The 21,848-nt window shown below is 71.3% G+C and carries 18 protein-coding genes and 2 tRNA genes; 7 read left to right on the top strand and 13 right to left on the bottom strand.

The features are described from left to right. Positions 1-28: 28 nt before the first annotated feature. Positions 29-610, top strand: a complete 582-nt coding sequence (locus G127AT_RS04075) for an acyl-CoA-like ligand-binding transcription factor (RefSeq protein WP_210900184.1) — start codon at positions 29-31, stop codon at positions 608-610. Between the two features lie 64 nt (positions 611-674). Beyond that, the gene (locus tag G127AT_RS04080; RefSeq protein WP_244857729.1) at positions 675-1,745 is read left to right on the top strand and encodes a Fic family protein; all 1,071 of its coding nucleotides are present in this window, start codon (positions 675-677) and stop codon (positions 1,743-1,745) included. A 108-nt stretch (positions 1,746-1,853) separates the two neighbouring features. Here the strand turns inward: G127AT_RS04080 and G127AT_RS04085 are convergent. The 5 genes from G127AT_RS04085 to topA form a co-directional block, all read right to left on the bottom strand. Then, a tRNA-Thr gene (locus G127AT_RS04085) sits at positions 1,854-1,929 on the bottom strand. 190 nt (positions 1,930-2,119) lie between these two features. Further along, complete coding sequence (locus G127AT_RS04090) at positions 2,120-3,661, bottom strand: alpha/beta hydrolase (protein ID WP_210900187.1); 1,542 nt, start codon at positions 3,659-3,661, stop codon at positions 2,120-2,122. Continuing rightward, positions 3,658-4,818 (bottom strand): DNA polymerase III subunit delta', encoded by a 1,161-nt coding sequence (locus tag G127AT_RS04095; RefSeq protein WP_210900190.1) that lies wholly within the window; start codon positions 4,816-4,818, stop codon positions 3,658-3,660. Before G127AT_RS04095 ends, G127AT_RS04090 begins: the two co-directional genes overlap by 4 nt. Positions 4,819-4,852: 34 nt before the next feature. Beyond that, positions 4,853-5,479, bottom strand: coding sequence for a dTMP kinase (gene tmk, locus G127AT_RS04100; protein WP_210900193.1), 627 nt, complete (start codon positions 5,477-5,479; stop codon positions 4,853-4,855). Next, positions 5,476-8,250: a type I DNA topoisomerase gene (gene topA, locus G127AT_RS04105; protein ID WP_244857889.1), complete on the bottom strand. Its 2,775-nt coding sequence runs from the start codon at positions 8,248-8,250 to the stop codon at positions 5,476-5,478. The genes tmk and topA overlap by 4 nt, the downstream gene beginning before the upstream one ends. A gap of 232 nt (positions 8,251-8,482) precedes the next feature. On the opposite strand from topA, the gene G127AT_RS04110 reads away from it, so the two are divergent. Beyond that, positions 8,483-8,710, top strand: coding sequence for a hypothetical protein (locus G127AT_RS04110; RefSeq protein WP_210900196.1), 228 nt, complete (start codon positions 8,483-8,485; stop codon positions 8,708-8,710). 24 nt (positions 8,711-8,734) lie between these two features. Here G127AT_RS04110 and G127AT_RS04115 read toward each other — a convergent pair whose 3' ends face one another. From G127AT_RS04115 to G127AT_RS04135, 5 genes are read right to left on the bottom strand one after another with little or no spacing between them, the layout of a single operon-like run. Beyond that, complete coding sequence (locus G127AT_RS04115; protein WP_244857730.1) at positions 8,735-9,133, bottom strand: Rv3654c family TadE-like protein; 399 nt, start codon at positions 9,131-9,133, stop codon at positions 8,735-8,737. A gap of 8 nt (positions 9,134-9,141) precedes the next feature. Next, a complete protein-coding gene (locus tag G127AT_RS04120) occupies positions 9,142-9,450 on the bottom strand; it encodes a TadE family type IV pilus minor pilin (protein ID WP_244857731.1) in 309 nt (102 codons plus the stop codon). Between the two features lie 19 nt (positions 9,451-9,469). Continuing rightward, the gene (locus tag G127AT_RS04125; protein WP_210900202.1) at positions 9,470-9,691 is read right to left on the bottom strand and encodes a DUF4244 domain-containing protein; all 222 of its coding nucleotides are present in this window, start codon (positions 9,689-9,691) and stop codon (positions 9,470-9,472) included. Positions 9,692-9,751: 60 nt separating this feature from the next. After that, positions 9,752-10,738: a type II secretion system F family protein gene (locus G127AT_RS04130; protein ID WP_210900205.1), complete on the bottom strand. Its 987-nt coding sequence runs from the start codon at positions 10,736-10,738 to the stop codon at positions 9,752-9,754. Beyond that, positions 10,735-11,949 carry a TadA family conjugal transfer-associated ATPase gene (locus tag G127AT_RS04135; RefSeq protein WP_210900208.1) on the bottom strand — a complete coding sequence of 405 codons (1,215 nt, stop codon included), beginning with the start codon at positions 11,947-11,949 and terminating at the stop codon, positions 10,735-10,737. The genes G127AT_RS04130 and G127AT_RS04135 overlap by 4 nt, the downstream gene beginning before the upstream one ends. A gap of 876 nt (positions 11,950-12,825) precedes the next feature. On the opposite strand from G127AT_RS04135, the gene acs reads away from it, so the two are divergent. Continuing rightward, complete coding sequence (gene acs, locus G127AT_RS04140; protein ID WP_210900211.1) at positions 12,826-14,775, top strand: acetate--CoA ligase; 1,950 nt, start codon at positions 12,826-12,828, stop codon at positions 14,773-14,775. Between the two features lie 107 nt (positions 14,776-14,882). Here acs and G127AT_RS15980 read toward each other — a convergent pair whose 3' ends face one another. Together G127AT_RS15980 and sp36 are read right to left on the bottom strand one after the other, a co-directional pair. Then, a complete protein-coding gene (locus G127AT_RS15980) occupies positions 14,883-15,350 on the bottom strand; it encodes a RidA family protein (protein WP_244857732.1) in 468 nt (155 codons plus the stop codon). Then, positions 15,347-15,574 (bottom strand): Sp36 family protein, encoded by a 228-nt coding sequence (sp36, locus tag G127AT_RS15985; protein ID WP_244857733.1) that lies wholly within the window; start codon positions 15,572-15,574, stop codon positions 15,347-15,349. Before sp36 ends, G127AT_RS15980 begins: the two co-directional genes overlap by 4 nt. 119 nt (positions 15,575-15,693) lie before the next feature. Here sp36 and G127AT_RS04150 point away from each other — a divergent pair, with 119 nt between their 5' ends. From G127AT_RS04150 to G127AT_RS04160, 3 genes are all read left to right on the top strand, one after another. Beyond that, positions 15,694-18,357, top strand: coding sequence for a transglycosylase domain-containing protein (locus G127AT_RS04150; protein WP_244857734.1), 2,664 nt, complete (start codon positions 15,694-15,696; stop codon positions 18,355-18,357). After that, on the top strand, positions 18,354-19,346 hold the full coding sequence (locus tag G127AT_RS04155; RefSeq protein ID WP_244857735.1) for a metallophosphoesterase: 993 nt from the start codon (positions 18,354-18,356) through the stop codon (positions 19,344-19,346). The genes G127AT_RS04150 and G127AT_RS04155 overlap by 4 nt, the downstream gene beginning before the upstream one ends. Before the next feature lie 72 nt (positions 19,347-19,418). After that, a tRNA-Pro gene (locus tag G127AT_RS04160) sits at positions 19,419-19,492 on the top strand. 394 nt (positions 19,493-19,886) lie between these two features. Here the strand turns inward: G127AT_RS04160 and G127AT_RS04165 are convergent. Next, positions 19,887-21,806 carry a glycoside hydrolase family 15 protein gene (locus G127AT_RS04165; RefSeq protein ID WP_210900217.1) on the bottom strand — a complete coding sequence of 640 codons (1,920 nt, stop codon included), beginning with the start codon at positions 21,804-21,806 and terminating at the stop codon, positions 19,887-19,889. Positions 21,807-21,848: the final 42 nt, after the last annotated feature.

Here is a 21,848-nt window from a genome sequence, read left to right on the forward strand (position 1 = left end):
GGCTTAGCGTGGTCGTTCGGGAGGCATCGTGGCACGAACCGGCAGACCGCCGATCGCCGATGTCGGCACCGTGCGCGCCGCCGCCCTCGAGACCGTCATCCGCGAGGGCTACGGGAACGTCACCATGTCGCGCATCGCCGACGAGGTCGGGTTGAGCCTGCGCACCCTGCACCGCTACTTCCCGACGAAGGCCGATCTCGTGTGGGGCAGCATCGAGTCCTCCTTCGACATCGTGCGCGAGGCGCTCTCGGATGCGGATGAGCGAACGCCGTTGGTCGACGCCGTCGCCACGGCCATGTCGATCGCCTTCGATCGGGGCGTCGACGAGCTCGAGACGAGCCGGCAGCGACTCCGCCTGATCGCGACCACCCCGGAACTGCAGGCGATCCGCTCCGACGCGTTCGAGCGCTGGCGCACCGAACTCGTCGCCTTCATCGCCCGCCGCCTGGATGTCCCCGAGTCCACGACCGGCCCGCGCGCGGCCGCGGCGGCATTGCAGGCGGCGATGATGGAGGGCCTCGCCCGCTGGGCCGTCGACGACGACCCCCGACCGCCGAGCATCGCCGTCACGGAAGCACTGGAAGGGCTTCGTGCACTCGCGGAGAGGTGATCCACTCGCGGAACACGGAACATCCATACCAAAGGTTAATCGGTTTATCTTTGGTAAGGCGGCCGTGCCGCCGCTCATCGCGACCAGGCAGGTCGAGTTGGAACCCGCGACGATGGCGCTGGCCGACGATGCGAGCCAGGAGCTCGCGCATTTCGGCGCGGAGGCGGGCGTCATCGCCGCACCGTTCGCCTCGATTCTGCTCCGCACGGAGTCCGCCTCGAGTTCCGAGGTCGAGAATCTCACGTCGAGCGCAGAGCAGGTCGCCCTTGCAGAACTCGGCCGTGCCCGAAATGAGAATGCCCGGCTGGTCGTGTCGAATACCCGTGCCATGCAGGCTGCCATCGCGCTGGCGGACCAGCTCGACGAGCAATCGATCATCACCATGCACGATGCACTGCTCGCAGACTCCGCGCCCTCCTACGTAGGTCATTGGCGGGACGTGCAAGTCTGGATCGGCGGTGGACGTATCTCCCCGCACGACGCGCGGTTCGTTCCTCCGCATCATGAGCGCGTGCCCCGGGTGATGGCAGACCTGGTCGAGTTCGCCGAACGCACCGACATCCCCGTGCTGGTGCAGGCCGCGATCGCGCACGCCCAATTCGAGACGGTGCACCCGTTTCCCGATGGCAACGGCCGCACCGGTCGTGCACTGCTGCAGGGCATGCTCCGTCACGGCCGACTCACGCGCAACGTCGCCGTACCGGTTTCGGCGGGGCTCCTTCAGGACACCGACGGCTACTTCGACGCCTTGACCTTGTATCGCTCCGGGCATCCGGATGCGATCGTCGCTGCCGTTGCGGAGACCGCGTTCGCGGCGGTCGGAAACGGCCGGGTCCTCGTCTCCGACATCCGAGCAGCGGCGGCGAGCTGGGACGAGCGCGTCGCCGCCCGCAGCGACTCCTCCATCCACCGGCTGAAGGAGTACCTCATTGCGCAGCCGGTCGTGAACGCGAAGAGCGTCGCAATCGGACTGCACATCAGCGAGGTCGCCGCGCAGAACGCGATCAACGGACTCGTCGAAGCCGGAGTCCTCACACAGATCGGTGAAGGCCGGCGCAACCGGTTTTGGCAGGCCCGCGAGATTCTGTCCGCGCTGGATGCATTCGGCGAACGAGCCCGACGACAGCACGGCTGATCATCCGAGAGGTGATCGCGGGCGCCGGGTTTCCGGTGGTGACGCCTTCGACCTCGACGGGCATCCCCGTTGCGGACGCGACGCCCGGGTCGACGTGGAATGGGGATATGGAGCCGCCTGTGGGAATCGAACCCACGACCTTCTCATTACGAGTGAGACGCTCTGCCGACTGAGCTAAGGCGGCGCGTCGATCGCTTGCGATCGGCACGAGAGTCCATGTTAGCGGAGTTCCGGCGCAACTCCGAACCGAGGGCCGGAGGGCCGGACGGGGTGCCGGCCGGCAGCCTCGAACCGAGGTCGGAATACCCGTTCCGGGCGCGCCGAGGCGGCCCGATCCGCGGAGCGGAAGGCCCGGATCGGGCGCCCGGCGGAGGTCAGCACTTCGGGTCCTGCTCGGGCACGACGCCGTCGATGAGGTAGTCCTCGACGGCGTCGCCGACGCAGGAGTTCGACTTGTTGTACGCGGTGTGGCCTTCGCCCTCGTAGCTGACGAGCACGCCCGAATCGAGCTGTTCGGCGAGCGCGACGGCCCACGCGTAGGGGGTCGCCGGGTCGTTGCTCGTGCCGATCACGAGGATGGGGTCGGCGCCGCTCGCGTGGATCTCCGCCCGCTCACGCCGGCCCTGCTCGGGCCAGGTGACGCAGGCGGTGTCGCCGAAGGACATGTACGTGCCGATGACGGGTGCCGCCTGCTCCATCTCGGCGGCGCGCTCCCGCATGACCGAGGCGTCGTCCTGGTACTCGTAGTCGAGGCAGTTGATGGCGCGGAACGCCTCGGTGGAGTTGTCGAGGTACGTGCCGTCTTCGTTGCGCCCGTTGTAGAGGTCGGCGAACTGCAGGGCAGCGTCTGCCTGCCCCTGCATGACGGTGGCGATCATCTGCGACAGGTACGTCCACGAGTCCTGGCTGTAGAGCGGGGAGATGATCGCCGTCAGCAGGGTGTCGGCGCCGACGTAGCGGCCGTCGCTGCCGCGCAACGGGCTCTGGTCGGCAGCATCCAGCATCCCGCGCACCTGTGCCATCGCGTCGTCGACGCTTCCGCGGAACGGGCAGTCCCGCCCGCCGAGGCAGTCCTCCAGGTATGCGGCGAGGGCGCTTTCGAAGCCGACGGCCTGCGCCTTGGTGACCTCGAAATCGCTGGCCGACGGGTCGATGGCGCCGTCGAGCACGAGGCGGCCGACCTTGTCGGGGTACAGCTCGGCGTAGGTCGCGCCGAGGAAGGTGCCGTACGAGTAGCCGAGATAGTTCAGCCGTTCATCGCCGAGCACGGCCCGCAGCAGGTCCATGTCGCGGGCGGCGGATACGGTGTCGACCTCGCCGAGCAGCGGGCCGGTGTTCTCGGCGCAGGCCGCCCCGAACGCCTCGGTGGATGCCTCGGCCTCCGCGATCCATTCGTCGCTGCCGCGCGGGTTCTCAGGCAGCCCGTACAGGTAGTCGTCCATTTCGGCCGGGTCGAAACAGGCGACGGCGGTCGAACGGTTCACCCCGCGCGGGTCGAAGCCGACGACGTCGAAGCGCTTCTGCAGCGGCTGGCCGACGGCGAAGTCGAGCGAGTCGGCGACGAGGTCGTAGCCGGAGCCGCCGGGGCCGCCCGGGTTCACGAGCAGCGAGCCGATCTTCTCGCCGGTGGCCGATGCGCGCACGAGTGCGAGTTCGATCTCGCCGGCGGCCGGGTCGTCCCAGTCGAGCGGCGCGGTCGCGGTCGCGCAGCTGAGCTCGCCGCAGTCCTCCCATTCGAGGCGCTGCGAATAGAACGGCTGCAGTTCGGCATCCACCTTCTCGTCGGTGGGCGTCGAGGTGCGTTCCGGCTCGCTGAAGAACGACGGCACGCATCCGGCGAGCCCGAGCACGCCGGCCACGGCGATCGCTGCGCCCGCGAGCATCCGCCGCCGCGTGCGCCGGCCGACGGCGCTCATGCGACCCTCCGCTCGGCCGGCCGACGGATCGCGGCGACGAGCATCGCCTCGAGGGCGAGCGCGGGCTGCACATTGCCCTCGATGCGCTCGCGCGCGGTCTGGACGGCGTCAAGGGTCATCAGGGTCTCCTCTGGGGTGGATGCTTCGGCGGCGCGGCGCACCTCGCTTTCGACGGCGGCATTGACGAGCTCGAGGCCGGCGCCGAGCTGCACGAGCACGATGTCGCGGTAGAGGGAGGCGAGGTCGACGAGGATGCGGTCGATGCCGTCGCGGAGGCTGCGGGTCGCACGCCGCTTGCGGTCGTCTTCGAGGGCGCGCAGCTGCCCGCGGAGGCCCGCCGGCACCGGCTGGCCCGGTTGCAGGCCGAGCGACCGCAGCGCCTGCTCGCGCTCTTCGGCGTCGCGCGTCTCGGCGATCGCGTTCGCATCCTCGCCGGCGATCGCGAGCAGGCGGGCGGCGCCGAGCACGGCGTCGGCGGTGCTGCGGATGCCGAGCGCGAGCTGCAGGGTCTCGGCACGGCGTTCGCGGGCCTCGGCGTTCTGGGCGAGCCTGCGGGCCATGCCGATATGGCTCTGCGCCTCGCGCGCGGCCCGCTCGGCGAGCGCCGGTTCGACGCCGCCCTGCCGCACGAGCAGCTCGGCGACGTCGGAGACGGACGGAACCTGCAGGCGGACGCTCCGCACCCGCGAGCGGATCGTCGGGATGAGGTCGGCCTCGCTCGGGGCGCAGAGGATCCACACGGTCTCGGCCGGCGGCTCCTCGAGTTCTTTGAGCAGGAAGTTCGAGGTCTGCTCGGTCATGCGGTCGGCGTCCTCGACGATGATGACGCGGTAGCGGCCGACGCTCGGCGCATAGTGCGAGCGCCGCACGATCTCGCGCACGTCGTCGCGTTTGATGATGACGCCTTCGGTGGCGAGCACGTGCAGGTCGGGGTGGCTGCGCGCCTCGACTTGGATGCGGGTGGGTTCGTCGCCGTCGGGCGATCCGGAGATGAGGGCGGTCGCGAATGCGGAGGCGATGTTCGAGCGGCCCGAGCCGGGCGGGCCGGTCACGAGCCACGAGTGCGTCATCGACTGCGAACCGCCGCCGGCGCCCGCCGCGGCACGGAACACCGCGATGGCCGCGTCCTGCCCCGTGAGTTCGCTCCACACGCTCATGCGTCCACGCTACCCGGCGCCGCCGACAGCGCGGTCAGAGCAGCTCGGCGACGCGGTCGCGCACGAGCGCGGCGATCTCGTCGACGGGCAGCGCGGCATCCACCACGAGGAACCGGCCGGGTTCGGCGGCCGCGATCGCGAGGTACGCCTCCCGCACCCGCTCGTGGAACTCGGCGGCCTCGGCCTCGAGCCGGTCGTAGCGGGTGCGGGCCGCGTCGAGCCGGCCTCGCGCGGTCGCCGCGTCGAGGTCGAGCAGCACCGTCAGCTGCGGGGCGAGCCCGCCCGTCGCCCAGGCGGAGATGCCGCGCACCGCCTCGGGGTCGAGCACGCGGCCGGCGCCCTGGTAGGCGACCGAGGAGTCGATGTAGCGATCCTGCAGTACGACGTCGCCGCGGTCGAGGGCCGGGCGCACGATGGTCGCGATGTGGTGCGCGCGGTCGGCCGCGTACAGCAGTGCTTCGGCGCGCGGATCGATGTCGCCGCGGCTGTGCAGCACGATCTCGCGCACGTCGGCTCCGAACGCGGTGCCTCCGGGTTCGCGGGTGCGCACGACCGCGCGGCCCTGCTCGGCGAGCCAGGCGCCGAGGAGTTCGGCCTGCGTCGTCTTGCCGGAGCCGTCGCCGCCCTCGAAGGTGATGAAGAGTCCGTCGGCTCCGCTCACGCCTCGGGCGCCTTCTTCGCGGGCGCCTTCTTCGCGGCGGGCTTCTTCGCCGCGGGCTTCTTGGCCGCAGGCTTCTTCGCAGCGGCAGGTTTCTTCGCGGCCGGTTTCTTCGCCGGACCCTTGTCGCGCTTGATCTGCAGCAGTTCGACGGCGCGTTCGAAGGTGATGTCCTCGACCGAGTCGCCGCGCGGGATCGTCGCGTTCGTCGTGCCGTCGGTGACGTACGGGCCGAACCGGCCGTCCTTGACCTTGATCGGCTTGCCGCTGACGGGGTCGGCGTCGAACTCCTTCAGGGCGCTCGGTCCGCGCCTGGCGCCGTACTTCGGCTGGGCGAACACCTCGAGCGCCGCCGGCAGGTCGATCGAGAAGATCTCGTCCTCGGTGGCGAGCGAACGCGAGTCGGTGCCCTTCTTCAGATAGGGCCCGTAGCGGCCGTTCTGCGCGGTGATCTCGTCGCCCGTTCCGGGGTCGGCGCCGACGACGCGCGGCAGCGAGAGCAGCCTGACGGCGGTGTCGAGGTCGACCTCGGCCGGGTCCATCGTCTTGAACAGAGATGCCGTGCGGGGCTTGACCGCGGCGGCCTTCTTCGTGCCCTTCTTCGGCTTCGCGGTTTCCCCGGTGGATGCCGCGGCGCCTGCTCCCCCGGCCGTCTCCGGCTCCGGTTCGAGCTCGGTGACGTACGGGCCGAAGCGCCCGTCCTTCAACACGATCTCCTTGCCGGTTTCGGGATGCCGGCCGAGCACCCGGTCGGTGGCGACCGGTGCTTCGATGAGCTCGACGGCTTTCTCGCGGGTGAGCTCGTCGGGCGCGAGGTCCTCGGGCACGTTGATGCGGCGGGGCGGGGTGTCGGGCCCGGCGTCGGGGTCGGCGACCTCGAGGTAGGGGCCGTACTTGCCGATGCGCAGGGTGATGCCCTCGGCGATCTGCACCGAGTTGATCTCGCGGGCGTCGATATCGCCGAGGTTGTCGACGACGTTCCGGAGGCCCCGGTGGCGGTCGCCGCCGAAGTAGAACTCGTTCAGCCAGTCGAGGCGGTCGGCGTCGCCGGCGGCGATGCGGTCGAGGTCGTCCTCCATCTCGGCGGTGAAGTCGTATTCGACGAGGTCGCCGAAGTGGTCTTCGAGGAGCCTGACGACCGAGAACGCCGTCCAGCTCGGCACGAGCGCCTGGCCGCGCCGGGTGACGTAGCCGCGGTCGAGGATGGTCGAGATGATCGACGCGAACGTCGAGGGGCGGCCGATGCCGAGTTCTTCGAGGCGTTTGACGAGGCTCGCCTCGGTGAAGCGGGGCGGCGGGCTCGTCTCGTGGTCTTTGGCCTCGAGTTCGGCGAGGTGGATCTGCTGGCCCTCGGCGAGCGCGGGCAGCTTCGCCTCCCCGGGCGTCTCGTCGCGCTCGTCCTCGTCGCGGCTCTCCTCGTAGGCGGCGAGGAAGCCGCGGAAGGTGATGACGGTGCCGCTCGCGGTGAACTCGGCGGTCGCACCCCCGATCGAGGCGGTCGTGTCGATGCCGGTGCCCGCGGCATCCGCCGTCGGCCCGACCTCGATGGTCATGGTCGCCGTCTGCCCCTTGGCGTCGGCCATCTGCGAGGCGACGGTGCGCTTCCAGATGAGGTCGTAGAGCTTGAATTCGCTGCCGCGGAGTGCCGACTGCACTTCGGAGGGCAGGCGGAACACCTCCCCCGAGGGGCGGATCGCCTCGTGCGCCTCCTGCGCGTTCTTCGACTTGGAGGCGTAGCTGCGGGGCTTGTCGGGGATGGAGTCGGCGCCGTAGAGCGTGGTCGCCTGGGTGCGCGCGGCCGTGATCGCCTGCTGCGAGAGCGAGGTCGAGTCGGTGCGCATATAGGTGATGTAGCCGTTCTCGTAGAGCGACTGCGCGACGCGCATCGTGTCGCGCGCCGAGAGGCGGAGCTTGCGGGCGGCCTCCTGCTGCAGGGTCGACGTGGTGAACGGGGCGGCCGGGCGGCGCGAGTAGGGCTTCGACTCGACCTTGGAGACCCGCGCGGGCACGGTGTCGTCGCGGAGGGCGTCGGCGAGGGCGTTCGCGGTCGGCCCGTCGAGGACGACGGCGTCGCTCGTCAGCCGCCCGCGGTCGTCGAAGTCGCGACCGGTCGCGACCCGGCGACCGTCGAGGCGGACGAGTCGTGCCTCGAAGGCGTTCTTGGCGGGCTCGTCGGCGTCGGGCGCGAAGCGGCCCGAAAGGTCCCAGTAGGCGGCGGTGACGAAGGCGATCCGTTCGCGTTCGCGGTCGACGACGAGGCGCGTCGCCGCCGACTGCACCCGGCCGGCCGAGAGCCCGGGGCCGACCTTCCGCCAGAGCACGGGCGAGACCTCGTAGCCGTAGAGGCGGTCGAGGATGCGTCGGGTCTCCTGCGCGTCGACGAGGGCGGTATCGAGTTCGCGGGTCCGGTCCTTCGCCTTCTGGATCGCGTCTTTCGTGATCTCGTGGAAGACCATGCGGCGCACGGGCACCTTCGGCTTCAGCTCCTGCAGCAGGTGCCAGGCGATCGCTTCGCCCTCGCGGTCCTCATCGGTGGCGAGGAGGAGTTCGTCGGCGTTCTTCAGCGCACGCTTCAGCTCGGCGACCGTCTTCTTCTTCGAGTCCGAGACGACGTAGTAGGGCTCGAAACCGTTCTCGACGTCGACCGAGAACTTGCCGAGGGATCCCTTCTTCAGGTCCGCGGGCAGGTTCTTCGGCTCGATGAGATCGCGGATGTGCCCGACCGAGCTCAGCACCTCGTAGCCGTCGCCCAGGTACTGGGCGATCGACTTCATCTTGGTCGGCGACTCGACGATGACCAGTGTTGGCACCAGACTCCTCTTATTCACACGTCATGGCGGATTGCGCACGGCGAGAAGCTCCCCCGAGCGGTGCGCGTGCGGCGCGACGGATGCCCTCCGTCAGCCACACGATACACATATCCGCCGGGAGCGCCCTCAAGCCGACTCTCCGAAACGGCCGTCCCTTCTTCCTTGCATCCGTCGCGGACCGGACGAGAATGACGGTATGGGCACTGCACTCGGCACCTACACGGCGAAGCTCAGCGACGGCCCGCTGGAGGGCCGCACGATCTCGACCGCCTTCCTCGAATCCGGTGATCCGCGGCCGCGGCTGGAGATCCCCGGAGCGGGCAAGCGCTATATCTATTCGCGCGGCGCCGGGCTCGAGTACGAGGATTCGGGCGATCGCCCGAGCGCCGTCGAGTACCGCTTCATCGAGACCAGCGTCGACTGACCGATCGACCGACGGGCGACCGGATCACCCCGGCCAGCCCGGCGGGCCGGCGCGTGCCGTCGCGGTCGTGTCGAAGGGCCCGAGCGCGATCGAGACCGAGACGTCGGCGACGGGGCCGTCGAGGGCGCAGCCGGTCAGCTCGGCTCCGCCGAGCGCCGCGGCCCGCGCGGCGAGCTCGCAGGGCACCGCGTCGACGACCCCGGCGACCGCGTCGGCGGCGGCCAGCGCCGCCGCGTCCGCCGCATTCGCGGCACGCGCGCTCTGCACGAGCATCCCGAGCACGGGGAGCACGACCGCCGTCACCGTCATGATCGCCGCGACGATCGCGACGACGAGCACGGTGGCCGCGCCGCGCTCGGAGGAGATCGGCGGCCCGGCATCCGCCTCGGCGGCGACCGGCCCCGGCGCGTCCGCCGGCCGCACGGCCCCCCTCACAGCCCGCCGGCCAGCGCACACGAGTCCGCCCGCAGCTCGACGGCGGCGAAGAGCCCCCCGCCGCCGGCGGTGACGGTCGCGCAGACGAACTCGCCCTCGCGGCGTTCGGCGAGCGCCGCCCCGCCGACCATCCGTTCGACGAGTGCGGCCGCCGATGCGGCGGCCTCGCCCCGGCCGAGCGCGCGTGCGGCATCCGCTGCGGCATCGGTCAGCCGCACCTGGGCGGTGACGAGCTGCACCGCCGCCAGGCATGCGGCGAGCACGAGCGCCACCGCGGGCAGCGCGACGGCGAACTCCGCCGTCACGCTGCCCCGGTCGCCGGCGTCAGCCCACCGTGAGCGCATTGCGCACGAGATCGGTGAGGATGCCGCGAACCTCGTCGCCGGCGAGGATGACGGCGAGCAGCCCGGCGAAGCCGACGGCGGCGAGGGTCGCGACGACGTATTCGGCGGTCGCGGCGCCCCGGTCCTCGGCGAGGCGGCCGAGCAGGGCGTTCCGTCGCGGAGCGGCGTCGAAGGGTCGTCGGAGAGCGCGGTCACGGGTCATGGTGGGTTCCTTTCGTCTGGCCGGGGGTTCCGGCGCGATGGCGGCACGAGGTCTGGGGGGTCATCCGAGGGTTCCCGTGACGACCGAGATGAGCAGCGGTGCGACGCCGAGCAGCCCGAAGGCCGGCAGCACGCACACGCCGAGGGGGATCATGAGCGCGGTGCCGAGGGATGCGGCACGCAGTTCGCCGGCGGCGCGCGCGTCGCGTCGGAGCCTTGCGGCGTCGGCTTTCAAGAGGAGGGCGACGGGTGCGCCGGCACGTTCGGCGAGGGCCTGCACCTCGTCGGCGGATCGGCCGTCGCCGGCGTCGGGCAGGAGCCGGCCGAGCGTCTCGCGCACGAGCCGACGCGCGGCCGGCAGCGAGGCGCCGCCCGACATGGCGATCGCCACGAGCTCGAGTTCGAGCCCGGGCGCGTCGGGCATGCGTGCCGCCCTGGCTGCGAGCCGCCGGTTCCAGGCGGCCCCGGCCCAGAGCAGCAGCACCCCAACCGCCCCGCTCGCGGCGCCGATCGGGGTGCCGGTGAGGGTGCCGATGGTGTCGAAGCCGAGCACGGCGCCGAAGCCGACGGCGACGACGGGCAGCCACGCGACGAGCCGGGCGCTCGAGCGCGGCCCGGCGAGCGCGGTCGCGACCTCGCGGCGGAGTTCCGCTTCGCCGCGGAGGGCCTCTGCGAGCGCGTGCAGCCCGTCGCCGAGGGGTGCGCCGGCGGCGACGGCGACGTCCCAGGCGGCGACGAGGGTGCGCCAGCCGGGCTCGGCCGGGCCGTGGGCTGCGGCATCCGCACCGGTGATCAGTTCGGCGAGCGGATGCCCGTGCGCGGCGAGCTCGGCCGCGCGCCGCATGCGCTCGGCATCGGTGCCGCCGAGTTCGGCGAGATGACGCCAGGCCGCGGCCGGCGCGACGCCGGCGCCGAGCAGCACCGCGAGACGTTCGGCGAGCTGGGCGAGACGTTCGCGTTCGGCGATCTCGTCGGGGCGGCGGGCGAGTCGGGCGCGCAGCCGCGGGGCGAGCCGTGCGCGCAGCGGTGCGGGCGTCCCGGCGATCATGCCGCGACCTCCAGCCGCTCGCCGCGCAGTTCGAGGCGCCCGATGCCCTGCACGCGGCGGCGACCGCCCGCGCGTTCGAGGTGCACGACGAGGTCGAAGGCGCTGGCCGCCTGCCGTGCGACGGCGGTCGGGCCCATGCCGGCGGATGCGCCGAGCGCTTCGAGGCGCGCCGGCACGTCGTCGAGGGAGTTCGCGTGCAGGGTTCCCGCCCCGCCGTCGTGGCCGGTGTTCAGGGCGCCGAAGAGTTCGCGCAGCTCGGGGCCGCGGCATTCGCCGACGACGAGCCGGTCGGGGCGCATGCGGAGCGCCTCGCGGACGAGCGCGTCGAGCCCGACGCGGCCTGCGCCCTCGAGGTTCGCCTGCCTGGCCTCGAGGCCGATGACGTGGGGGTGGGCGATCTCGAGCTCGCCGACGTCTTCGACGACGACGATCCGTTCGCGCGGCGGCGCCTCGGCGAGGAGGGCTGCGAGCAGCGTCGTCTTGCCGGTGCCCGCGGCGCCGGTGATGAGCAGGTTCTCGCGGGCGGCGACGGCGGCGCGGAGGCGCCCGAGTTCGGCGGAGGTCAGCATGCCGCCGGCGGCGAGCTCGGCGACCGTGCGCCCGGCCTGCCGCGGGATGCGCACCGAGACGAGCGTGCCGGAGCGCGAGACGGGCGGCAGCACGGCGTGCACGCGGATCCCCGCGCCGAGACGCACATCGACGGCGGGCGTCGCCTCGTCGATATGGCGGCCGCCGGCGGCGACGAGGGCGACGGCGAGCCGGCGCACCTCGGCCTCGTCGGCCTCCCAGCCGGCGGCCGGCACGACCCCGTCGCCGCGGTCGACCCACAATCCGCTCTCGCCGTTCACGAAGAGGTCGGTGACGCGCTCGTCGTCGGCGAACGGGGCGAGCGGGCCGAGCGCCGACACGTCGACGGATGCCGCGTCGCGCTCGGTGCCGGACGCCGCGCCGTCGCTCGCACCCGACGGCGCGACCGAGGCCCCACCCGATGGCGCGGCGACGAACACGCCCGCCGGCCCGCGCTGTCCAGCGGCGCGTTCCGACACCGCCGCACCCTCCGACGCCGCCGCGCGTTCGACGGGCGCCGGGCGCGCAGCGGCACCCGGGCCGGCGGAGCCCCGGGCGGGGCGCGAGACGGCATCCACTCGGGGCACGGCCGCCGGGCGGCCCTCGGCGAGCCAGGAGGGCGTCGCGACGAACGGAACGATCATGCCGGCGAGGCTATGCGGAGCGCCGGGCCCGCCGGGGCCGTTCCGGCGGATCTCTGGAGAACCCGTTCACGGCACGCCCCTGTGGAGGACCGGTCGCAGCCGGCGGCACGCAGCGCCCGGCCCGGCGCCGGCCCAGAAACCGAGACACGAGACCCGCACCGGCACCCGCACCCGCACCCGCACCCGCACCCGACGCATCCACCCGCGCCCCGTCCACCGCATCCACCCCGCCCGCGCGGCACGCCCGCCCACAGGAGTACCGATCTCGCGTCCGGGTACCCCGAGAAGTACCGATCTCCCGTGGGAGTGCTGACTTTCCGGCACTCCAGCGGGAGATCGGTACTCCTACGAACGGGCAGCCGCCACGCGCCCGGCCCGCACCGGCCCGCACCGGCCCACACCGGCCCAGAGACCAGAGACCCGAGACCCGCACCCGGCGCATCCACCCGCCAACGCGAAAGTCCCCCTCCACGCCGTTGTGGAGAGGGACTCGCGCTCTGCCGTTCTGCTGAACCGCCGATATTAAAGAAGGGGGCGGCACCCATTGGGGGGAACAGGTGCCGCCTCGGCAGCGCGTGGATTGGGGGGAATCCAAGGCGCTGCAGGCCTCGAAAAACGAAGTTGTTCGGGCGGAGACCAGTTTACGGATTCCCGTTCCATACGCAAGTACTTTTTGTCCTCATTTGTGCCGACATACAGAAGACTGCAGTGTTTTCACAGTCTGACGGCTCCGAGCCGGCTCTGCGAGCACCCCTGAACACGGCACGTCGGAGCGTGACGGGCGGATGCAGCGCACCGGCGAAACGCGGGTAGGGTGCTGGTGGGGCAGGCGAATCCCACTGTGCAAGACCCATTCGCGAAGGAGCGACAACGACGATGACTGTCGAGATCGATCACACCCTCGAGGAGATCAGGCGGTTCCGCCCGAGCCCCGAGTTCGCCGCTCAAGCGGTCGCCTCCGAGGACCTCTACGACCGGGCGAAGGCCGACCGGCTCGGCTTCTGGGCCGACCATGCCCGCGAGCTGCTCACCTGGTCGAAGCCGTTCACCCGCACGCTCGACTGGAGCAATCCCCCGTTCGCCAAGTGGTTCGAAGACGGCGAGCTGAACGTCGCCGTCAACTGCCTCGACCGTCACGTCGAGGCCGGCAACGGCGACCGCGTCGCCTTCCACTGGGAGGGCGAGCCCGGCGACTCGAAGAGCTACACGTACGCGCAGCTGACCGAGGAGGTCAAGCGTGCCGCGAACGTGCTCGAGTCCCTCGGCGTCGGCGAGGGCGACCGCGTCGCCGTCTACCTGCCGATGATCCCCGAGGCCGTGATCTCGATGCTCGCCGTCGCGCGCATCGGCGCGATCCACTCCGTCGTCTTCGGCGGCTTCTCCTCCGACAGCCTCGCCTCGCGCATCGACGACGCCGAGGCCAAGCTCGTCATCACCGCCGACGGCGGGTACCGCAAGGGCAAGGTCTTCCCGCTGAAGCCCACCGTCGACGATGCGGTCACCAAGAGCGGCGGCTCGGTCGAGCACGTGCTCGTCGTCCGCCGCGGCGAGAACGACATCGCCTGGACGGATCGCGACATCTGGTGGCACGAGGCGCGGGATGCCGCATCTCCCGAGCACGAGGCGAAGGCCTTCGGCGCCGAGCACCCGCTGTTCATCCTGTACACGAGCGGCACGACCGGCAAGCCGAAGGGCATCCTGCACACCTCGGGCGGTTACCTCACGCAGGTCGCGTTCACCCACAAGAACGTCTTCGACCTGCACCCCGAGACGGATGTCTACTGGTCGACCGCCGACGTCGGCTGGATCACCGGCCACTCCTACGTCGTCTACGGGCCCCTCGCCAACGGCGCGACGAGCGTCATCTACGAGGGCACGCCCGACACCCCGCACGCCGGGCGCTGGTGGGAGATCATCGAGAAGTACAAGGTCTCGATCCTCTACGCCGCGCCGACCGCGATCCGCTCCTTCATGAAGCAGGGCCGTTCGATCCCGCAGCAGTTCAACCTGCGTTCGCTGCGCCTGCTCGGGTCGGTGGGCGAGCCCATCAACCCCGAGGCGTGGATCTGGTACCGGCACGTCATCGGCGGCGGCTCGATCCCCGTGGTGGACACGTGGTGGCAGACCGAGACGGGCGGCATCATGATCTCGGCGCTGCCGGGCGTGACCGATCTGAAGCCGGGCAGCGCGCAGACGCCGATCCCGGGCATCTCGGTCGACATCCTCGAAGAGAACGGCACGCCCGTGGAGGGCGAGGGCGGCGGCTTGCTCGTCGTCACGGAGCCGTGGCCGAGCATGCTGCGCGGCATCTGGGGCGACCCGGAGCGCTTCAAGGAGACGTACTGGGAGAAGTTCGGCGACAAGTACTTCGCCGGCGACGGCGCCCGCCGCGACGAGGACGGCGACATCTGGCTGCTCGGCCGCGTCGACGACGTCATGAACGTGTCGGGGCACCGCCTGTCGACGGCCGAGATCGAGTCGTCCCTCGTCGCCCACCCGTACACGGCCGAGGCGGCCGTCGTCGGCGCCAGCGACGAGACGACCGGCCAGGCCGTCGTCGCCTTCGTCATCCTGAAGGAGAGCCAGGCGGTGCTCGCGGCCGACTTCACGACGACGAGCGAGGAGCTCCGCAAGCACGTCGCGACGCAGATCGGCGCGATCGCCCGGCCGCGGCAGGTGTTCATCGTGCCGGAACTGCCGAAGACGCGTTCGGGCAAGATCATGCGGCGTCTGCTGCGCGACCTCGCCGAGGGGCGTCAGATCGGCGACACGACGACGCTGGCCGACACCTCGATCATGGAGGTCATCAGCTCGCAGGTCCGCTGAGCTTCATCGGGGTGTTCCCCGAGTGGATGCCGCGGGCGGGGTCTCCCGTCCGCGGCATCCTCATGTCGGGCGCGCTCAGGCGGGAGCGGCGCTCGGCCGCGCCGGGCTCACGCGAACGAGACGACGAGCTCGACCTCGACGGGCGAGTCGAGCGGCAGCACGGCGACGCCCACGGCCGAACGGGCGTGGCGGCCGGCCTCGCCGAAGATCTCGCCGAGCACGTTCGAGGCGCCGTTGATGACGCCGGGCTGGCCGGTAAACGACGGGTCGGAGGCGACGAAGCCGGTGACCTTGACGACGCCCGTCACCCGATCGAGGGAGCCGAGCACGCTCTTGACGGCCGCCAGCGCGTTCAGCGCCGACCGGCGGGCGTACTCGGCGGCATCCGCTGCGGGAACGAGGCCGTGGCCGTCGCCGACCTTGCCCTGCGCGGGCAGCGCGCCGTCGACGAAGGGCAGCTGACCGGCCGTGTAGACGAGGTCGCCGTGGATGACCGCGGGCACATACGCGCCCGCGGGCGCGGCGACGTCGGGCAGGGCGATGCCGAGTTCGACCAGGCGCGCCTCGGCGCTCACTGCTCGCCCTCGAACTGCTTCGCGGCCTCGGCCGCGGCGGCCGCACCCGCCTGCGCGGCCTGGGAGCTCTCGCCGCCGACGGGGCGCTTCAGGTAGGCGACGAGGCCGCCCTCGGGGCCCTGCACGATCTGCACGAGCTCCCACCCCTCGGAACCCCAGTTGTTCAGGATCGCGGCCGTGTTGTGGATCAGCAGCGGCGTGGTTACGTACTCCCAGGTGGGCATTCGGCTTCCTTGTCTCGAGTTCGCGAACAGCATGGGAGGGGCTGCCAGGCGGCTGGGCAGACGCCGAATCAGCGCCCGCATCGCGCGTATTACCAGCCATCTCCGCTACGCTCCACTATATGTCTGCCCCCAAACGATCGATGAGCGGTATGGCCGGCGGCCTCCTGGGCTTCGTCGGCATGAGCGCGCTCGCCGGAGTGCTCGTCACGGCATCCGTGACCCCGGCCATCGCCGTCACCGGTATCGCGGCGACGAGCAGCATCAGCATGTTCGAGAACCTGCCCGGGTACCTCGAGATCGACAAGCTCGCCGAGAAGTCCGACATCTACGCGACGAAGCCCGACGGCTCGAAGCAGCTTCTCGCCTCGTTCTTCGTCGAGAACCGCGAAGAGGTCGCGTGGGACGACATCAGCCAGTTCGTGAAGGATGCCGCGATCGCCGGTGAGGATCCGCGCTTCTACGAGCATGGCGGCATCGACATCCAGGGCACGATCCGAGGTGCGGTCAACACCGTGCTGAAGGGCAACACGCAGGGCGGCTCGTCGATCACGCAGCAGTACGTGAAGAACGTGCTCATCAACAACGGCGTGAGCAAGGCGAACACGCAGGAAGAGGTCGAGGCCGCGTACGACGCCGCGACCGAGGTCAGCGCCGACCGCAAGCTCAAGGAGATGCGCTACGCCATCGCCCTCGAGAAGAAGTACTCGAAGGACGAGATCCTGCAGGGGTACCTGAACATCGCGGCCTTCGGCGGCCGCGTCTACGGCATCGAATCGGCGGCGCAGTACTACTTCGGCGTGAGCGCGAAGGATGTCTCGATCGCCCAGGCCGCGAGCCTCATCGCGATCGTGAACCACCCGCAGAAGTTCCGCCTCGACCAGCCCGACGACCCGGCGAACGGCGCCGAGTCGGTCGACGAGAAGACCGGCGAGCTCGTCCCGTACGCGGCGAACAAGCAGCGTCGCGACTACGTGATCCGTGAGATGCTCAAAGAGAAGACGATCACGCAGGAGCAGGCCGACGAGGCGCTCGCCACCGCGGTCGAGCCGAATATCAGCGAACCGAGCACCGGCTGCACGACGGCCGGCGGCGCCGCCTTCTTCTGCGACTACGTGACGTGGGTCATCCGCAACAACTACGACGACCCTGCGACCGAGGATGTCGACGAGGGCCTGCGGATGCTGCAGCGCGGCGGTCTGCAGATCGACACGACCCTCGACCTCGAGCTGCAGACCCGTGCAGATCAGGCGATGGCGGAGAACGTGCCCTCGAGCGATCCGCGGTTCGACGTGGGTTCGGTCGCCGTCTCGGTCCAGCCGGGCACGGGCAAGGTGCTCGCGATGTCGGTCAACAAGCACTACACGAACTCCGATGAGCAGGCGCAAGACCCGAACTTCACGGGTGTGAACTACGCGACCGACTACGCCTACGGCGGCTCGGGAGGCTTCCAGCCCGGGTCGACGTTCAAGGTCTTCACCCTCGCCGAATGGCTGAACGAGGGGCACTCGCTCACCGAGACGTTCAACGGTTCGCGGCGAGCCTTCACCTCCTTCCCCGACAGCTGCAACGGCACCTGGCGCGGCGACCCGTGGAACCCGCTGAACGACGACTCGAACGTCGCGAACAATGCGGTCGACGCGACGAAGTACTCGGTGAACTCGGCGTTCGCCGCCATGGCGCAGATGACCGACCTCTGCAAGATCAAGCAGACCGCCGAGGCCTTCGGAGTCAAGCGCGCCGACGGCAACCCGCTCGGCACGCCCAAGAGCAACCCCGACCAGGTCTTCGGCCCCTCCGACATCATCGGCACGCAGGAGGTCTCGCCGCTGTCGATGGCCGCCGCCTTCGCCGGCATCGCGAACGACGGCGTGACCTGCTCACCGATCGCGATCGAGAAGATCGTCGACAGCAAGGGCGAGGAGATCGCGCCGCCGAAGTCGGAGTGCAACCAGTCGGTGACCCCCGATGTCGCGCACGCGATGCAGTATGCGATGCAAACGACCTTCAGCGCCACCGCATCGGAGTCGAACACCGGAACGGGCATCGCACACATCGGCAAGACCGGTACCACCGACCATGCGAAGGACACGTGGATGGTCGGCGCGAGCACAGCGGTCGCCACCGCGGTCTGGGTCGGCGCCGTCACCGGCGACGTGAATCAGCGTGAGCTCAGCAGCTTCGACAGCGGGCCCGTGCAAACCGCCCGTCACCGGATGTGGAAGTCGATCATGACCCTCGCCGATGAGAAGTACGGCGGCAACGCCTTCAGCGACCCGGGCAACTGGGCGTTCAAGCAGGTCATGGTCGCCGTGCCCGACGTGAAGGGCCTCTCGCTCGAAGAGGCGAAGAAGGCCATCGAGTCGGCGGGCTTCGTCTTCGAGGACGGCGGGCAGCAGGACTCCGATCTGCCGCGCGGCCAGGCCACCGGCACCGACCCCTCGGGCGAGGCCGGCCGCGGAACGACGATCCGCGTCTTCACGAGCAACGGCCAGGGCGCGAGCGTCCCGAACGTCGTCGGCATGACGGGCTCCGAGGCGAAATCGGCTCTCGAAGCCGCCAACCTCCGGGTCAAGATCGACGGGCCCTCGAACGGCACCGTCGTCTCGCAGTCGCCGGATGCCGGCAGCGCCGTCAAGCGCGGCGACCGCGTCACCATCAAGACGGAGGCCGCGCAGCAGCAGCCAGGTCAGCCGGGTGACGGTGACGACGACAGCGGCGGCGGCGGGACCGGCGGCGAGCAGCCCGGCGAGGCCCCCGACGGCACGACGGACACCGGCGATTGAGTCGCGAACATCCGCGGTCGCCCGCCGCCCGCATCGCCACGGCGATCGGTGCGGCGGGCGCCGCGGCGTTCGCCTGGGGGGCGCTCGTCGAACGCCGTCGCTACACGCTGCGCCAGGTCGAGGTGCCCGTGCTGCCGGCCGGCGCGAAGCCGATCCGGGTGCTGCACGTCTCCGACCTGCACATGGCGCCGTGGCAGCGTGACAAGCAGCAGTGGGTGAGCGCCCTCGCCGCCCTCGAACCCGATCTCATCGTCGACACCGGCGACAACCTCGGTCATGAGCGCGGGCTCGAGGGCGTGCGCCGCGCCTTCGACGCCTTCGCCGGCATCCCGGGCGTCTTCGTCAACGGCTCGAACGATTACTTCGGCCCCGTGGTGAAGAACCCCTTCGGCTACTTCCTCGGGCCCTCACGCGCTCACTCCCGGGCGAAGCGGCTCGACACCGAGGCGATGGTCGACTACTTCGAGCAGGAGCTCGGCTGGATCGACCTCGACAACCGGGCATCGGCGATCGACGTCAACGGCACGCATCTCGAGTTCTTCGGCGTCGACGACCCGCACAAGGGGTTCGACCGCCTCGACCTGATCACCGCCGCCATCGACGAGGAACGCGAAGCCGATCCGCTCGGCGAAGAATCCTGGCTGGATGACGACGAACCCGTCACCCCGCGGCCGACGCTCACGATCGGCGTCACGCACGCCCCGTACCGGCGCGTGCTGAACTCCTTCGTGAACCACGGCGCGCAGCTCATCTTCGCCGGGCACACGCACGGAGGGCAGGTGTGCGTGCCGGGTTTCGGCGCGCTCGTCACGAACTGCGACATCCCTCGCACCCAGGTGAAGGGGCTGAGCCTCTGGCACCACGGCCTGCACACGGCGTTCCTGAACGTCTCGGCGGGCCTCGGCACCTCGATCACGGCGCCCTTCCGCTTCGCCTGCCCGCCCGAGGCGACGCTGCTCACCCTCGTCTCGGCCGACACCGGGCGCTGAGCGGCCGCCCACCGGCCGTGGTCGGGAGCGCCCGGATTATCGGCTATCCTTGTTGAGGCTCATCGAGCCGACCGGGGTGTGGCGCAGCTTGGTAGCGCGCCTCGTTCGGGACGAGGAGGTCGCAGGTTCAAATCCTGTCACCCCGACCGGTCTGAGAAGAGGGGTCGCGCATCGCGCGGCCCCTCTTCTCATGCCCGCGAGGAGGTATCGCTGGGTCCCCGTCCGCCCATCGGGCCCCGCCGCCCCGCGCGCTCGCTTCCGGGATGCGCCCCGCCCGCATCCCCGCACTCTTTCGCTTCCGGGATGCGCCCGCACCCCCGCACTCGCTCGCTTCCGGGATGCGCCCGCATCACCGCACTCTTTCGCTTCCGGGGGTCAAATCCCGCCACGAAAGCGCTCGATTCACGATTCCGGTGGCGGGATATGACCCCGCGAAGGGTTCGAGGGTGCGTTCAGGCGGTGGGTGCCGCAGCGCGGGTTGGTGGATGCCGTGGCGCAGCGGCGGTGGATGCCGTGGCGCGGGGCCGCGGCGGCGGGCGGTCAGCGGGCGGCGCGGGTCGCCGCGGCGATCGCGTCGGCGGCGCGGACGAGGGCGAGATGCGTGAGCGCCTGCGGCGTGTTGCCGGCCTGACGGCCGCGGGCGAGGTCGTACTGCTCCGAGAGCAGACCGACGTCGTTGCGCAGCGCGAGCAGGCGCGTCATGAGCGCGTGCGCATCGGCGAGGCGGCCGCTGCCCGCATACTGCTCGACGAGCCAGAACGAGCAGGCGAGGAACGGGTTCTCGGGCCCGGGCAGTCCGTCGACGCCGCCGGATACGTCGGCGGATGCGCCGGGCCGGGTGCCGGGCGCAACGGCCGACCCGGCCGTTGCGTCGGCGGGCGCGCCGGGCCGGATACCGGGCGCCGCGTCGGCCACCACGCCCTCCCCCGTCCGGTACCGCCGGAGCAGGCTGCCCTCGAGCAGCGTCGCCTCGATGCGGGCGACGGTTCCGAGCATCCGCGGGTCGTCGGGGGCGAGGTAGCCGATCTGCGGCAATTGCAGCAGGGCGGCATCCACTTCGGGGCTGCCGGGCACCTGCACGTACGAGCCGAGCCCGGCGTCGAAGCCGTCGCGCTCGATCGTGTCGGCGAGGCGGGCGCGGGCGGCGCGCCAGGCATCCACCGGGCCGTCGAGGCCGTCGTTCTCGACGGCGCACACGCCGCGGTCGAACGCGGCCCACAGCATCGCCCGCGAGTGCGTGAAGCGCCGGGCGGGGCCGCGCACCTCCCAGATGCCGGAGTCGGGGTCGTCGAGGTGCCCGCCGATGTGGTCGAGCAGGGCGCGTTGCAGGCTCCACGAGAACTCCGTGTCGGCGAGACCGATGTGGCGTGCCGCATCGAGGGCGAGCATGACCTCGCCGAAGACGTCGGCCTGGAACTGGCCCGATGCCGCATTGCCGATGCGCACGGGCCGCGAGTCCTCGTATCCGGCGAGGGGAAGCATCCACTCGGGCAGTCGGCGTTCGCCGGCGACGCCGTACATGATCTGCACGTCCTCGGGCGAGCCGGCGATCGCCCGCAGCAGCCACGCGCGCCACTTCGCGGCCTCGCCGGCGTAGCCGTGGCGCATGAGGGTCTCGAGGGTGAGCGCGGCATCCCGTAACCACACGTAGCGGTAGTCCCAGTTGCGGGGCCCGCCGAACTCCTCGGGCAGGCTCGTGGTGGCGGCCGCGACGATGCCGCCCGTCTCCTCATCGGTGAGGGCCCGCAGCACGAGGATGGATCGGCGGACCGCCGCGTCGTGGGCGTCGTGGATGCCGGCCTCGGCGCAGTCGGCCGCCCACTCCCGCCACGAGGCGTCGCAGGAGTCCAGCGCGGCGCCGACGTCGAGCGGGTCCGGCGCCTCGCGATGCCCGGGGAACCAGGTGAGCGCGAGGTCGACGGTCTCGCCGGCGGCGACCTCGAACTCGCCATGATGGGCGAAACCGCTCGCCGTGACCGCCGGTCCGCGGATGACGACGGCATCCGGCCCCGCCACCGCGAGCACCGCCGGCGCCTCGGCCGTGCCGATCTGTCGCACCCACGGCAGGCTGCCGCCGTAGTCGAAACGCAGCCGGTACTCCTGCCGCATCCGCACCCTGCCCCGCACGCCGATGACGCGCCGCACGAGGTCGCCGCGCTCCTCGCCCGGGGTGCGCGGCATCACGTCGACGACGACGACCTCTCCGCCCGGCGTCGCCCAGCGCGTCTCGAGGGTGAAGGTGTCGGGGCGATACCGCCGGCTCGTGCACGTCGCGCCCTCGGGGGCGGATGCCGGGGCGAGCCGCCACCGGCCCGCATCCTCGTCGCCGAGGAGCGCAGCGAACACCGACGCGGAATCGAACCGCGGCAGGCACAGCCAGTCGATCGAGCCGTCGTCGCCCACGAGGGCCGCCGTGCGGCAGTCCCCGATGACGGCGTACCCCTCGATCGGCCGGGCCATGCTCCCATCGTCTCGCACCGCGGGTCGCCGCGCGAGGGGCGG

Origin of the sequence: Agromyces archimandritae (genome assembly GCF_018024495.1) — a bacterium.
GTDB classification, from domain to species: Bacteria; Actinomycetota; Actinomycetes; order Actinomycetales; family Microbacteriaceae; genus Agromyces; species Agromyces archimandritae.

Excerpts from the sequence above, each read along its gene's own strand:
- G127AT_RS04090 (WP_210900187.1), bottom strand. The coding sequence starts at position 3,661 with ATGAGCGCCGTCGGCCGGCGCACGCGGCGGCGGATGCTCGCGGGCGCA.
- G127AT_RS04095 (WP_210900190.1), bottom strand. The coding sequence starts at position 4,818 with ATGAGCGTGTGGAGCGAACTCACGGGGCAGGACGCGGCCATCGCGGTG.
- topA (WP_244857889.1), bottom strand. The coding sequence starts at position 8,250 with ATGAAGTCGATCGCCCAGTACCTGGGCGACGGCTACGAGGTGCTGAGC.
- G127AT_RS04110 (WP_210900196.1), top strand. The coding sequence starts at position 8,483 with ATGGGCACTGCACTCGGCACCTACACGGCGAAGCTCAGCGACGGCCCG.
- G127AT_RS04125 (WP_210900202.1), bottom strand. The coding sequence starts at position 9,691 with ATGACCCGTGACCGCGCTCTCCGACGACCCTTCGACGCCGCTCCGCGA.
- G127AT_RS04130 (WP_210900205.1), bottom strand. The coding sequence starts at position 10,738 with ATGATCGCCGGGACGCCCGCACCGCTGCGCGCACGGCTCGCCCCGCGG.
- G127AT_RS04135 (WP_210900208.1), bottom strand. The coding sequence starts at position 11,949 with ATGATCGTTCCGTTCGTCGCGACGCCCTCCTGGCTCGCCGAGGGCCGC.
- acs (WP_210900211.1), top strand. The coding sequence starts at position 12,826 with ATGACTGTCGAGATCGATCACACCCTCGAGGAGATCAGGCGGTTCCGC.
- sp36 (WP_244857733.1), bottom strand. The coding sequence starts at position 15,574 with ATGCCCACCTGGGAGTACGTAACCACGCCGCTGCTGATCCACAACACG.
- G127AT_RS04150 (WP_244857734.1), top strand. The coding sequence starts at position 15,694 with ATGTCTGCCCCCAAACGATCGATGAGCGGTATGGCCGGCGGCCTCCTG.
- G127AT_RS04165 (WP_210900217.1), bottom strand. The coding sequence starts at position 21,806 with ATGGCCCGGCCGATCGAGGGGTACGCCGTCATCGGGGACTGCCGCACG.